Annotated in this window: 13 protein-coding genes and 5 tRNA genes; 5 read left to right on the forward strand and 13 right to left on the reverse strand. The window is 35.9% G+C overall.

What is annotated here, in order from left to right; genetic code table 11:
* The first annotated feature begins 70 nt into the window (after positions 1-70).
* Positions 71-1,063: a DUF4983 domain-containing protein gene (locus EG359_RS22775; RefSeq protein ID WP_262707019.1), complete on the forward strand. Its 993-nt coding sequence runs from the start codon at positions 71-73 to the stop codon at positions 1,061-1,063.
* Positions 1,064-1,141: 78 nt separating this feature from the next.
* Here the strand turns inward: EG359_RS22775 and EG359_RS14245 are convergent, their stop codons facing one another.
* From EG359_RS14245 to EG359_RS14255, 3 genes are read right to left on the reverse strand one after another with little or no spacing between them, the layout of a single operon-like run.
* Positions 1,142-1,627: a GNAT family N-acetyltransferase gene (locus EG359_RS14245; RefSeq protein ID WP_076352829.1), complete on the reverse strand. Its 486-nt coding sequence runs from the start codon at positions 1,625-1,627 to the stop codon at positions 1,142-1,144.
* Between the two features lie 13 nt (positions 1,628-1,640).
* The gene (locus EG359_RS14250; protein WP_076352830.1) at positions 1,641-3,056 is read right to left on the reverse strand and encodes an aminotransferase-like domain-containing protein; all 1,416 of its coding nucleotides are present in this window, start codon (positions 3,054-3,056) and stop codon (positions 1,641-1,643) included.
* Between the two features lie 43 nt (positions 3,057-3,099).
* Positions 3,100-3,465, reverse strand: a complete 366-nt coding sequence (locus EG359_RS14255) for a hypothetical protein (protein ID WP_076352831.1) — start codon at positions 3,463-3,465, stop codon at positions 3,100-3,102.
* 185 nt (positions 3,466-3,650) lie between these two features.
* On the opposite strand from EG359_RS14255, the gene EG359_RS14260 reads away from it, so the two are divergent.
* The gene (locus tag EG359_RS14260; RefSeq protein ID WP_076352832.1) at positions 3,651-4,256 is read left to right on the forward strand and encodes a helix-turn-helix domain-containing protein; all 606 of its coding nucleotides are present in this window, start codon (positions 3,651-3,653) and stop codon (positions 4,254-4,256) included.
* A gap of 27 nt (positions 4,257-4,283) precedes the next feature.
* Here EG359_RS14260 and EG359_RS14265 read toward each other — a convergent pair whose 3' ends face one another.
* The 10 genes from EG359_RS14265 to EG359_RS14310 form a co-directional block, all read right to left on the reverse strand.
* Positions 4,284-5,486, reverse strand: a complete 1,203-nt coding sequence (locus tag EG359_RS14265; protein WP_076352833.1) for a hypothetical protein — start codon at positions 5,484-5,486, stop codon at positions 4,284-4,286.
* Positions 5,483-6,043 carry a hypothetical protein gene (locus tag EG359_RS14270; RefSeq protein ID WP_076352834.1) on the reverse strand — a complete coding sequence of 187 codons (561 nt, stop codon included), beginning with the start codon at positions 6,041-6,043 and terminating at the stop codon, positions 5,483-5,485. The genes EG359_RS14265 and EG359_RS14270 overlap by 4 nt, the downstream gene beginning before the upstream one ends.
* Positions 6,040-8,547, reverse strand: a complete 2,508-nt coding sequence (locus EG359_RS14275) for a DNA cytosine methyltransferase (protein ID WP_076352835.1) — start codon at positions 8,545-8,547, stop codon at positions 6,040-6,042. The genes EG359_RS14270 and EG359_RS14275 overlap by 4 nt, the downstream gene beginning before the upstream one ends.
* Before the next feature lie 3 nt (positions 8,548-8,550).
* On the reverse strand, positions 8,551-8,877 hold the full coding sequence (locus EG359_RS14280) for a helix-turn-helix domain-containing protein (RefSeq protein WP_076352836.1): 327 nt from the start codon (positions 8,875-8,877) through the stop codon (positions 8,551-8,553).
* A gap of 114 nt (positions 8,878-8,991) precedes the next feature.
* The gene (locus EG359_RS14285; protein WP_076352837.1) at positions 8,992-9,429 is read right to left on the reverse strand and encodes a very short patch repair endonuclease; all 438 of its coding nucleotides are present in this window, start codon (positions 9,427-9,429) and stop codon (positions 8,992-8,994) included.
* Between the two features lie 181 nt (positions 9,430-9,610).
* Positions 9,611-9,692, reverse strand: a tRNA-Leu gene (locus EG359_RS14290).
* Positions 9,693-9,742: 50 nt separating this feature from the next.
* Positions 9,743-9,824: transfer RNA gene (locus EG359_RS14295), tRNA-Leu, on the reverse strand.
* A gap of 132 nt (positions 9,825-9,956) precedes the next feature.
* Positions 9,957-10,040, reverse strand: a tRNA-Leu gene (locus EG359_RS14300).
* Positions 10,041-10,045: 5 nt separating this feature from the next.
* A tRNA-Gly gene (locus EG359_RS14305) sits at positions 10,046-10,121 on the reverse strand.
* A gap of 4 nt (positions 10,122-10,125) precedes the next feature.
* Positions 10,126-10,207 (reverse strand) — tRNA-Leu (locus EG359_RS14310).
* A gap of 179 nt (positions 10,208-10,386) precedes the next feature.
* Between EG359_RS14310 and EG359_RS14315 the strand changes: the two genes are divergently transcribed.
* The 3 genes from EG359_RS14315 to EG359_RS14325 are packed head-to-tail and all read left to right on the forward strand — an operon-like array spanning position 10,387 to position 12,343.
* Entirely contained in the window at positions 10,387-10,764 is a 378-nt protein-coding gene (locus EG359_RS14315) for a DUF3127 domain-containing protein (protein WP_076352838.1), read from the forward strand.
* Positions 10,765-10,824: 60 nt separating this feature from the next.
* Positions 10,825-11,478 carry a leucyl/phenylalanyl-tRNA--protein transferase gene (gene aat, locus EG359_RS14320; protein ID WP_076352839.1) on the forward strand — a complete coding sequence of 218 codons (654 nt, stop codon included), beginning with the start codon at positions 10,825-10,827 and terminating at the stop codon, positions 11,476-11,478.
* Complete coding sequence (locus EG359_RS14325) at positions 11,465-12,343, forward strand: DMT family transporter (RefSeq protein ID WP_076352840.1); 879 nt, start codon at positions 11,465-11,467, stop codon at positions 12,341-12,343. The genes aat and EG359_RS14325 overlap by 14 nt, the downstream gene beginning before the upstream one ends.
* Positions 12,344-12,373 lie beyond the last annotated feature (30 nt).

A 12,373-nucleotide genomic window follows, 5' to 3' on the forward strand; every position in this document is an offset into this window, starting at 1 on the left:
TCCGGCAGGAACTTATGCGAAACCAAACAATCAGGCCCCTTTTAATTTCGGATCCAATCAGGACTTTACGATTGAATTTTGGGTAAAACCTAACGCAGCCTACACGGGTGATCCGGTAATGATAGGTAATAAAAATTGGGCAAATGGAAAAAACAAAGGAATTATCTTCTCAGGATATACCGGACAAAACTTTAAAATGAATATAGGAGACGGAACTAACAGAATTGATCTGGTAGGCGGAAAAGTGGAAACGAACAAATGGAAGCATATTGCGGCCAGCTTTGACAGAGATGGGCTGGTAACTTTATATGAAGATGGTGTTCCTGTAACTTTTGCTAAAATGAATACCATCGGAAATATTGATTCCGGACTTCCTTTAACATTAAACCAAGACGGAACCAATACCTATGGAATAAACCTTGCTGCTTCCTACAAAGACATCAGAATCTGGAAATCTGCTCTTCCAGGGAATGTAATCGTTAATTGGGCAAATCAGGAGATTACATCCTCACATCCTTATTACGCTCAGCTTCTTTCCAATTGGAAATGCAATGAAACATCCGGAAATACTCTGACAGACTCTAGCTCCAATGCAAATAATATGACCATAACAGGATCTCCTGCTTATAATGATAATACTACAGGCAATTTTAAAATCTATGACTATACCTCAACAACCAGAGAAACAGATCATTTTCCAACGGTCTTGAACTGGCTTTGCATTCCGGTTTCCTCTTCATGGGGAATAGATGGAGTAAACAGGATTCCTGAATGTTCCAACGGAAGTTTAGCCACCAAAGAAGCCCAAAAAACAGTTGATGATTTTAAGGTTTATCCCAACCCTGCTTCTACCCAAATTGGTATTCTTTATAAGTCTTTAGATAAAGAAGTGAAAGCAGAAATTATTGATACGAAAGGGTCTCTTATTTCTTCAAGAAATTTAAAATCTTCCAATGGTCTTTTTGATGAGAAAATAAATATTGAAAATATTCCGGCAGGAGTATACTTTATTAGGCTCAGCGGGACTAAGAATTCCCAGACAAAGACTTTTGTAAAGAAGTAAAATAGTAAAGCAATTAGATTAATTTTTGATATTAGAACAAGGATATTACTATCCGAGTTCTAATATTTTTTATTTCAACTAAGCTTTAAGATCTAGCTCCATTTGTACATCTACCCTATCATATCCGGGATTAGTGATCGGCATATGTCTGAAGCCTAGTTTTTCATAGAGTTTTATGGCAGGAACTAAGACAGAATTAGTTTCCAAAAATACTTTCTCTGCTTTTAGCTCTTTTGCTTTCTCTACTAAGGCATTACCTAATAGATATCCGATTTTCTTCCCTTGTGCTTTAGGGCTTACCGCCATTTTTGAAAGCTCAAAAGTAAGGGGCTCATCTTTGGCCTTTACCAGAGCACATGTTCCCACCGCTTCACCATTGAGCAATGCAAACCCAATATGTCCTCCTTTATTTAAAATTTGTTCTTCAGGATTATCCAGAAGCTTATAATCGCTCGCCTCCATCACAAAGAATGTTTTGATCCATTCTTCATTTAAAGCCTTAAAAGCTCCCTTATATTGGGGTTCGTAAGCTATAATTTTTACTTCATTATTAATATCATTCATCTCTATTGGTTTATTAAATTCTGTTTTTTATCATTTTACCCAATTTCTCAAGATCACTTTCTACACGGTCCGTCCATTCCAGAGCATAATTCAGACGCATACAGTTTTGGTACTGATTATACTGTGAAAACATTCTTCCGGGAGCAAAATTTACCTTTTGGCTAACTGCTTCATCGTAAAGATCTTCTGTACAGATTCTTTTATCTAGCTCCAGCCACAACATAAACCCTCCTTTTGGTTCTGAAATCTTAGTATTGTCAGGAAAATACTGGGTAACCGACTTTTGAATCTGAAGATAGTTCGCATAAAGCTTTTTCCTGAACATCCTTAAGTGATGATCATACCGCCCATGTTCAAGAAAATCAGCTATTACATCCGAAAACAGAGACGGGCTGGAAACGGTTTGAACCAATTTCTGACGGATAATCTTTTCCTTAAACTTTCCGGGAGCAACCCATCCAACCCTATATCCTGGAGCCAACGTCTTAGAAACTGACCCTACCCACATCACAATACCTGCTTCATCATAAAATTTACACGGCTTTGGTCTTCCGGCTCCGAAATAGATGTTTCCATACACATCATCTTCTACCAAGGGAACATTATGTTCGGTGAGCATTCTTACTAATTCTTTCTTGTTCTCGTCAGGCATTTGAAAACCCAGTGGATTATTGTAATTAACCACAAAGCAACAGGCAGATAGCTTTGGAAGAACCTTTTTCAATTCATCCAGGTCAACTCCCGTAATTGGATGGGTTGGAATCTCCACCGCTTTCAATCCCAACAGCTGAATAGCCTGAAGAATCCCGAAATAAACCGGACTTTCCACCGCTACGGAGTCTCCGGGTTGTGTAACGGCCATCAGACAGTTATACACCCCGTTCATAGCTCCCGAGGTGATGACCAGATCCTTTTCTGTAATTTTCCCCTCCATCACAATGGACCATTTGGCTATTTCCCTGCGAAGCTGTTCATTCCCTTGTACGGGTTCATAATTCGTTCCACTGTCACTTTTCCTCTTTATTACATCAATCATGCATTTCTTCATCTTGGCTACAGGAAGAAGACTTTTCCCCGGAATCCCCAATGCAAATTGCGTCACATCTGTTCCTCCAATGGTTCCGAATACTTTCCCGATAAGATCTTCAGGAGTATTCTTTCCCTCAGAAATTTTCATTTTAGCCACAGAGGGCAATGCTAACTTACGTTGTGAGGTTTGGCTTACAAAATATCCGTATTTTGGGCGTGATTCTACCAGAGAACGACTTTCAAGCTCCATATATGCTTGTTTTACAGTATTTAAACTAACATTATACAACTTTTGAGCACTCCTTAAGGAAGGCAGCCTGTCTCCAAACTGCAACGTCTCACTTTTGATCTGTTCGGTGACAGAATTGGCTATTTTAAGGTAAAGGACATCTTTGGGCATGAATCACAGTTTTAAGTAAATGTACAATTTTATCCCTGTTTTTCTAAGGATTAAGCCAGTTTATCATTCCATTAATACTGCTTTTTAGTTGTCTGGGATCTCTAAAATTAGGGGTATTATTTTTTCTAAAATAGTTCTCTACTCGCGCTATAAAACTTTTCTTTTCTGATTCTTTTATCTCTTTTTTATCATAGATCTTAAAGTCTATTTTACCTTCCTCATCTATGATAAGGCTGGCAAATGAAGTAATCTTATTTTCTTTTTTAGCTAAAAGAAAAGGAATCCCAAAATCAGGGCTTACTTTCTGACTATCTAGGCTTTGTAAAAATATATCTTTAAGCGCCAACATGTCTGAAATATAGACCTCAGCATATTGAAGTGATTCCGGATGTTGAATATTGGTTTCCATAGTATTCTGCTTTACTCAAACAAAATTATGGAGTATTAAAGCTTGGATACAGATACAGAAGAATAGAATATTATGGATACAGATAGATATAGAACCATTTATAATTATCAATCAATTGTCGGAATGCAAATATTTTAAGCATTCCTATATGATTTTTTATATTTGCAAAAATTATTAGACAAAAAATGAGTTTCTTTGGAACTAACATTAAGAAAATAAGACAAGTTAAAGGACTGAGCCAAAAAGCTTTTGCTGATTTACTTGACTTAAACAGAGGAGTGATAAGCTCATATGAAGAGGAACGTGCAGAGCCAAAGATTGAAACGATATTAAAGGTAGCCAGCCACTTTAGTCTTGATCTTGATAAGCTATTGACTGAAACTCTGGAAACAGATCAATTACTCAATGTTTCAGGCATGGATCAACTAAGTCTTTTTCCAGAAACTACTATTAATGAAAGGAATGAGGAGTCATCATTACAGGATAATAATTCCAAAAACCACAGTGTTCTGCAAAAAATATTAGCATCCGTAGATCTGATCTATGAATTTACAACAGAAAACCCATTGCTTCCTCAATACAATTACGGAGATATCTTATTTCTGAATAAGGCTGATCTTAAAATTGATCCAACCTATAATCTATTGGTTTATACTGATGGTAATTTACAATATGCCTCCCGTACAGATAAACAGAACCTTTATAAAATTGTAGGACAGGTTTCAATCTCTGAAAAAAATATTTTCACAGATATTTTTAAGAGGCTAGAAAAATTAGAAAGGAAAGAGTGAAAAGTTGTTTATACATGGTTATAAATTTTAGTTCATATTGTAAACTCTTATCAATTCTTCCTTAATCCCTCTAAAATCTAAGTCATAATCCAGATTTTGAGATAGGCCTGTATTGATAACATAGATCAAAGATTCTTTTCTGTACAGAAACTCTCCTTGATTAAGGGATTTTTCAATATTACTGGTCTTGGCAAGCAGGCAAACGAGCTGATAGTCTCTGTTAATAGCATCCGTTTTATTACCCGGATGGGCCTTTGCATAATGCTGTGTAGGGGTGAGCTTAATTAAGTTTTCAAGATAGTGAGCCAGGGATGGAAATTTAGACTTGGGGAAAATATGATGTACCTGAGTAGCTTCACCATTCCCCCATTGATCCTTAATTTCACTTTCCTTGTACATTTTACGAATTATTTTCATCGCTTTTTGAATCAAATAATCAGAGTAGGCTCCATTTTGATTCATTAACAATGATTCATGCTCTTCTATCGCTTCGTTTCTTGAAATATTTTTGTTTTTCCCAACATCCCTCCAATTGGGACGATTATACATCAGATCGGTATAGTAGAATTGATTAGGGGATATTCTTCCCTTGGCAGCTCCTTGAATGTTATTCTCACATGCATATACATTCAGAATCTTTGGAAAAATTCTATTAACTTCAGTTTCTCCATTGATGGCAGTATTGCCAATCATAAATCTTTGGAACCTTTCTTTAAGTTCTGCAAAGTCATTATTTGTAACGGATTTATCCAAGCACCTATCCTTGAAAGCATCAAAATATCTGATCTGTCCGCTGTCCGATAGTACTTTTATAAGATAATGATATAGAAAGATATAGGCATTCCTTTCTTTCATCGCTATAAACTCAAGAATTACCTGATTATTAATGCTGTAAAGGTTTCTTTTACCATCTTTACGCATCCTCAGAACATTTGCATAGGCTAGTGTTCTTAAAGGTTGTGAGGTAAATTTATCATATTCCTGTCTGGTTGTTTCATTCCCTGCGTCCGGTTTATTAAAGATTGCTTTTACATTATGATTAAAGTAATCGTCATTCCAGATATCATCCTTAGTAAATTCAATATCTCTGTCTGCAACAAAATTAAGGACACAGTCTGCTATAATGCAAAGTACATCAGGAGTTACCTTTTGATCCATGAATCTGGCATCTTTTGACTTTCTGACATCAAAATCAAAGCAAGCAAAAAAATCAGTAAATAATTCAATCATATCAATAAGTCATTGAATGGTTTTAGCAATGATGTGGGAACAGGTGATGCAGGAAATGGATATCTTCCTCCATACGGACGATCATAAGTGGGAAGATACTGATCTGTGATGATCTTAGTCTCCAAATATCCCAATGGATACCAAACTTCTGGAATCTCCCGAATAAACAACCCAAAAATGACCAAGTCATATTTTGATAGCAGATCGAATTGTCCTTTGTTAATTAAGCGTCTTCCATACGCTTTATCATCATTTATTTCTTTTGATAAAATCTTTCGGGCAAATCCTTCCGGAACTGTTTCTGTTTTTACATCAATGCGTTTACCGTTTACTATAATATCATAGCTGTCTATGGTCAGATAGTTTTCCCGTATATTCTGTTTCCAGTCTTGATGTAAGGCTGTAGAACAAGCAAATTCTCCCCAAAAACCCAATTCATCTCTTTCTTCCGAACTCAGATGTTCTACTTCAAAATGATGCTTTATAAAGGCATCCCTTTTTTGAGCTTCAATTTTAGCCTGAGCTTTCATCTCATCTGATATCAGTACTTTGATCATTCCATGGTTTTTAAAAGACCAAAGAAAAATACGGAATTATTGTCAATATTCAAGGAGCGGGTACCATAATTTCGGGCCACTCTATAAAATTTTTCGAATTCTTTTGTTCCGTAATATTCCAGATCGGTTTCCGTTGGCATCCTGCTTCCATTTTTTAATGTTAACAAAGCAACAGATCCGTCTGCAATAGTATTTTTAGGCAAAAAACTTGCTCTTGGATAATAGGTTAGGTTGGGAACCATCACTACTCCATCCTTATTTAAGTATTTGGAAACAGCCAACTTCTCGGCATCATCAATATAGCTGTCATAGTTATCAATTTCTATGATCTGGTTGGTTCCAACATTTCTGGACTTTAAAACCCTGTATTTACCACTCTCTTTTGTTAACAGCTTGGTGATCTGTCTGTCTCTGAAGCTCTGAAAAATATCAAACTTCATTTTATTAAAAATCTGGTCAAATTCTTCATTTCTATACAACAGCCAGTAGGGAAACTGAGCAGAAAATAAATAGTCTTTTTTGCTCTCCTTTACCGTTTCTGTAATATAACTTTCAATTAAAATAGTCTCAGAAATCTTTTTTGCCGATGTTTCAAGCAAAAAGCTGATGGTTTCTATTTTAACTCCTTTAAATCCCTTTTCTCCGTAGTCACAAATCTTCAAAAGATTTTGTTCCTTTAATATTTCACGGGTCATATTAAATTCAGGAGCATTAATAAGGCTTTTAGGAACAATTAATGATACGAATTTTCCAATTGTAATGGCCTTTTCAATAAAGAAAGAAAACAGATTATTCGTTTCTTTATTTTGAGATTGCCCTTTATATGTTGCCAGCAATTCCTGACTATTGGTAAGCTTTTTATAGGGTGGATTTCCTACTACAAGATCATACTTTACATCAAACTGATGAGTCAGAAAGTCGGCATTGATAAAGTTAAACTTAAACTTCTTCGGTAGCTTCAAGTGGCTCAAAATTTCCTTTAAAACCACAAAAGAGTTCCCGTCAATATCTACAAGGTCAAAAATAACCTCGTCCTTATCTTCGTATTTTTCAACAAGAAGCGGAATGAAGTTTCCAATTCCGACAGACGGTTCCAAAATCCTTATCTTTTTCTTGCCTTTAAACTCAGGAAGATCCTTTACTACCGTGAAAGCAATATCTTTTCTTGTGAAAAATGCAGCATTTTCCTGACGGCTTGAGTTGGCATATTCAGCAATCTGATAGATATTTTCAAGCCCGAATTTTTTGAAATCAGACTGTATTAAAGAAATCAGATTCTCTGTTATATGCAGTTCTTCTTTTTTAATAATTGTATTGAGTTCTGTTGCCGAAAGAAATTTTTGCCCAACAACGTCCTTAATTCTCTTGGCAATATTAGCAAAAACCCCTGTAGGAACTGCCTCTCCTATACAATGTCTGATATTAAGTTCTTCTTTCTTCAAAAACTTTTTCTGCTCTTCAACATCTAATTCATCCAATGTTTCCACAGATACATTGGTCCATGCAAAATTCTCCGGAATACTCATCATCAGCATCAGTTCTCTGATACTGAAAACTCTGTTCTCAGAGGGATGAACGGTATTCTGGCTGGCTAAAATATCATTTCTTGTATGAACACACGGTCCTTCTCTGTCCCAGTACCAGCGGGCATATTTATCTCCATTCTTGCTTTTATTGAAAACAATTTCACCATCCTTTATCTGATGAGGAATCCTTTCCTTTTCTTCATTTTGAAAGGCAGATTCACCCTCTTTTAATTTTTCAATCCAGGGAAGCATCTTTACGTCATACTCTCTGAATGAATGAAAAATATCATTTTCAGAAATAGCTCCCATTTTATTAAGTTTTTCCAGACCTGTAAAGAGTTCTCTTAATGTTTTAGGTTTCTGCTTTTGAGGAAAAATATCAAACGGACTTATATTTTGCAAGTCTTTTCGGACACCAATTACCAAGGTTCTTGTTCTGCTTGAATTGGCCCCGTAATCCTTGAAATTGATTACTTTAGATAAAATATTATAGTGTCCGCCAAGGTTTTGTATAATAGCTTCACCAATAGTTTTCTCTAATCCGTCTGTATCTGTACAAGTTGTTGTTAAAAAAGCTCTTACATTTTCAAAGACAAAAAACCTTGGATTAACCTTTTTTGTAATCTTGATGGATTCAACCACTAATGAATTTCGCCCTAATTCATCATTCTTTTTATGATTGGCAACAGACATTCCCTGGCAGGGAGGTGTTGCGATAATAATATCGGGTTCAGAAATATGATGCTTCTTTTTCCACATATCTATTTCTGTAAATAATTGACTTTGAACTTTTTCAGAAGTTATATCTCCATCCAAATATCCAGTTTCATATTTGCATTTTTGATTGTGCTCCTGAATCTTTAAACGTTTTGAAAGCAGCTCATTTGTCGCGATACATTCAAATCCATTTTCTTTAAACCCAAAACAACCTACTCCTGCACTGCTGAATAAACTAATATAAGTTAGTGGCTTTTTCATCGTTTAGAATTCTATTTCGGTTTGTTTTACGTTCATATTCCTCATGTAATTAATCTTTTCCTTGGCCACATTCAAAGCCTCAGGCAAGCAATTGTATTTAAACATTTTTTTTGCAAATTGATCTCCAAAATATTCCACTTTCAATTTTTCAATATCAAGATTAAAAACATCAGCCAACTTTTCCAATCGTCTTTCGTCAAAATCTCTTTTTCCGTTTTCAATTTTACTTAGGTTTGCAGAATCAAGCTCAAGTCTTGCTGCAAGCTGCGTTAAGGTCAAATGATTATTGGTCCTTAACTCTCTGATATATTCACCGAACATTACTTTCATGGACTTGTCAATTTTAACTTGTCAATTATTGACAAATGTAATGCTTTTACACTTAAAATCGATTCTTTTTTTGTTCTGTTTTGTATCAAAATAATGATGGAAAATAACCTGAATTTAATAGAGAAAAGTATCTGAGGAATCAACAATCTTGCTATATAGATTTTCAAGACTTTGCTTTCTACAATTGCTTCGGAGCGAACACTCCCAAACCACAATGGTTTTGATTTTCTGAGACAAAAGAATCATTTCATTTCTATAATCTCTATCTTTTGTTTTCTGGGTCTTTTTGCTCCACCAGGTCCTATTTGTCTTGGGCAATATAAAAAGACTGCAATTTTCATGACCATGCCAAAAACACCCTCTAACTTCTACCACAATGCCATATCTTGCCAAGTAAATATCAGGTTTTCCTGCTAATTTATTGGGATGTAAACTATATCGCAACCCTTTTGAATGCAGAAATCTTCGTACTAAAAGCTCAGGCTTTGTATCCCTCCCTTTAATCATACTCATGATATAGCTTCTTGAGTTACTTTCGTTTGGATTTGCCATGACCTAAAATTATTTTGCTATTGTGTCACAATAAAATTACTACAATTCTATAAATCAATGTATGTTGGGAATTATTTTCTGAAAAACATAAAAGAAACAGTATTTCTAATCTAATAAAAGATAAAAATAGTACCCGTTTTTAAAACAAAAAACCCTCCGTAATAAATACAGAGGGTTTTAGTACCCCAGACGGGACTTGAACCCGTACATCCGAAGATACAGGATTTTAAGTCCTGCGTGTCTACCAATTCCACCACCAGGGCTGGTGAGGGCAAAAAAAATAGGATCTGAAGAAATCCTACTTTTTTTTGTGTGCGGATGAAGGGACTCGAACCCCCACGCCTCACGGCACCAGATCCTAAGTCTGGCGTGGCTACCAATTACACCACATCCGCTGGTTATATTGATCTGCTTTCACAGATACAATCTATAATTCTTACAAATATAAGAATATTTTTTAATTTAAAGAACTCTATACTCTCTATAAAAACAAAAAACCCTCCGTAACGAAAATACAGAGGGCTTTGTACCCCGGGCGGGACTTGAACCCGCACGCCAAAAGAGGCACAGGATTTTAAGTCCTGCGTGTCTACCAGTTCCACCACCAGGGCAGGTGTGGAGCGAAAAACGGGATTCGAACCCGCGACCCCAACCTTGGCAAGGTTGTGCTCTACCAGCTGAGCTATTTTCGCATAGTGCGGATGAAGGGACTCGAACCCCCACGCCTCACGGCACCAGATCCTAAGTCTGGCATGGCTACCAATTACACCACATCCGCTGGTTTTTTTATATTGTAAGTTTTAAAGAGCTTGCTTCGTTTTTGTGAGTGCAAATATAGGACAATTTCCTTTACCTCCAAACTTTTTCGGAAAAAAAATTAAAATTTCTACATTTTTCACCTATGGCACCTAATATTACATTTCATTTTCTTACTTTTACAACGTTAATAATTACAATATGGAATTACAAGGAACGGTAAAGAAACTTTCTGAAACTCAAACATTTGCAAGCGGGTTTCAAAAAAGAGAATTGGTTATTTTAACTCAGGAACAGTATCCACAGCCGATAAACATAGAATTTTTGTCTGATAAGATCAGTTTATTAGATAACCTTAGAGAAGGTGAAAATGTAAAGATAGGAATCAACATCAGAGGAAGAGAATGGGTTTCTCCACAAGGTGAAACTAAGTACTTCAATTCTATTACAGGGTGGAGAGTAGAGAAAGTTTTAGACAATGGATCTGAGCCTACACAGGCAATGCCTCAGCAGTCAGCTTCTCCTGTTTCTAATGAGAATCCGTTTGCCGGAGATGATGACGACGATTTACCTTTTTAATTAAAGAATAAAGATCAAATATAAATCCTACTTTATTAAGTGGGATTTTTTTGCTAAAAGATGGTCCGACTAGACGAAAACGAGATTTCATTTCCTGATCCTGAACTGTATGACGGTCATGATGGACTTATTGCCTACGGAGGCGATTTGTCTGTGGAACGCATATGGTTTGCTTATCAATTGGGGATTTTTCCCTGGTACAATCCAGGAGAAGAAATTCTATGGTGGAGCCCGGATCCAAGATTTATTTTGCTCCCTGACGAGATCAAGGTTTCAAAATCGATGAGAAAGATAATGAATAGAAACATTTTCACCTTTTCTGAGAACCAAAATTTCAGGGAAGTGATTAAAAATTGTCAGCAATCTCACCGAAAGGGGCAATCAGGGACATGGCTTTCTGATGAATTGATGAATTCTTTCATTAAACTTCATGAATATGGATTGGCCAAAAGTATTGAAGTGTGGCAGGATGGTGAATTGGTTGGTGGATTTTATGGTTTACAAATCGGAAATGTATTCTGTGGAGAAAGCATGTTTGCAAAGGTAAGCAATGCTTCAAAGGCAGGATTTATTCATTTTGTGGAAAGCAACAAAGATCAGATTGAATTAATTGACTGCCAGTCTCATACTGAGCACTTGGAAAGCTTGGGTGCTAAAATGATTCCTAAAAAAGAATTTTTAAAAATCCTACACGAAAACAATGAACGCAGATAAAGAAAAATGGCTTCTTCTGGTTATCCTTAGTATTATCTGGGGATCTTCTTTTATCTTAATCAAAAAATCGCTGGAACATTTTAATCCGTTTCAGGTAGGATCATTAAGGGTTCTTATTGCCGGCATCATCTTGCTTCCTATAGCTATTGCCAATTATAAGCTTTTTCCGAAAAAACATTTAAAGTGGCTTATTTTAGCTGCATTTACTGGGAATTTCATCCCAATGTTCCTGTTTCCTATCGCTGAAACGGAGATAAGTAGCAGCATTGCAGGGATTATCAACTCTATGATGCCCATTTTTGTAATTATCGTTGGGGCATTGGTTTGGAAGTTTGAAACTACTAAGAAACAAATTGTGGGAACATTAATAAGTTTCACGGGGGTTTGTATTCTCGCCTTTGGGGGTGGTGACAGTGGAGAACTTAAGATAATACCGATTTTACTTCTCTTATTGGCAACTTTATGCTATGCCCTAAGTACCACAACGGTAAAATCCAAACTTATGGAAGTCTCTTCCACGGTTTTATCTGCATTTGTATTTTCATTTGTTTTGTTTTTCCCATCTATTATAGCCCTTACCAGCACGGGATTCTTTTCTGAATTTACTTTCTCAAGAGATAATTTGATAGGATTAATGTTTGTGAGCTTATTGTCTGTATTCGGAACAGGACTCGCTATGATGATGAATTACCGTTTATTGAAAGTTTCTACACCTCTTTTTGCCTCTACGGTCACTTTGGTTATGCCAATTGTTGCAATTATCTGGGGAATTATTGATGGTGAAAAGCTAACCTATATACAATTTATAGGTGCCGGTATCATCATTGCTGGATTAATATTTTTAAGGACTAATCAAAAAAAATAGAATTATATCAAATATCATTTTCAATAAAAA

Origin of the sequence: Chryseobacterium joostei (assembly GCF_003815775.1) — a bacterium.
GTDB lineage: Bacteria > Bacteroidota > Bacteroidia > Flavobacteriales > Weeksellaceae > Chryseobacterium > Chryseobacterium joostei.

Excerpts from the sequence above, each read along its gene's own strand:
- EG359_RS14315 (WP_076352838.1), top strand. The coding sequence starts at position 10,387 with ATGGAATTACAAGGAACGGTAAAGAAACTTTCTGAAACTCAAACATTT.
- EG359_RS14255 (WP_076352831.1), bottom strand. The coding sequence starts at position 3,465 with ATGGAAACCAATATTCAACATCCGGAATCACTTCAATATGCTGAGGTC.
- aat (WP_076352839.1), top strand. The coding sequence starts at position 10,825 with ATGGTCCGACTAGACGAAAACGAGATTTCATTTCCTGATCCTGAACTG.
- EG359_RS14280 (WP_076352836.1), bottom strand. The coding sequence starts at position 8,877 with ATGAAAGTAATGTTCGGTGAATATATCAGAGAGTTAAGGACCAATAAT.
- EG359_RS14245 (WP_076352829.1), bottom strand. The coding sequence starts at position 1,627 with ATGAATGATATTAATAATGAAGTAAAAATTATAGCTTACGAACCCCAA.
- EG359_RS14275 (WP_076352835.1), bottom strand. The coding sequence starts at position 8,547 with ATGAAAAAGCCACTAACTTATATTAGTTTATTCAGCAGTGCAGGAGTA.
- EG359_RS14260 (WP_076352832.1), top strand. The coding sequence starts at position 3,651 with ATGAGTTTCTTTGGAACTAACATTAAGAAAATAAGACAAGTTAAAGGA.
- EG359_RS14325 (WP_076352840.1), top strand. The coding sequence starts at position 11,465 with ATGAACGCAGATAAAGAAAAATGGCTTCTTCTGGTTATCCTTAGTATT.
- EG359_RS14285 (WP_076352837.1), bottom strand. The coding sequence starts at position 9,429 with ATGGCAAATCCAAACGAAAGTAACTCAAGAAGCTATATCATGAGTATG.
- EG359_RS14270 (WP_076352834.1), bottom strand. The coding sequence starts at position 6,043 with ATGATCAAAGTACTGATATCAGATGAGATGAAAGCTCAGGCTAAAATT.
- EG359_RS14250 (WP_076352830.1), bottom strand. The coding sequence starts at position 3,056 with ATGCCCAAAGATGTCCTTTACCTTAAAATAGCCAATTCTGTCACCGAA.
- EG359_RS14265 (WP_076352833.1), bottom strand. The coding sequence starts at position 5,486 with ATGATTGAATTATTTACTGATTTTTTTGCTTGCTTTGATTTTGATGTC.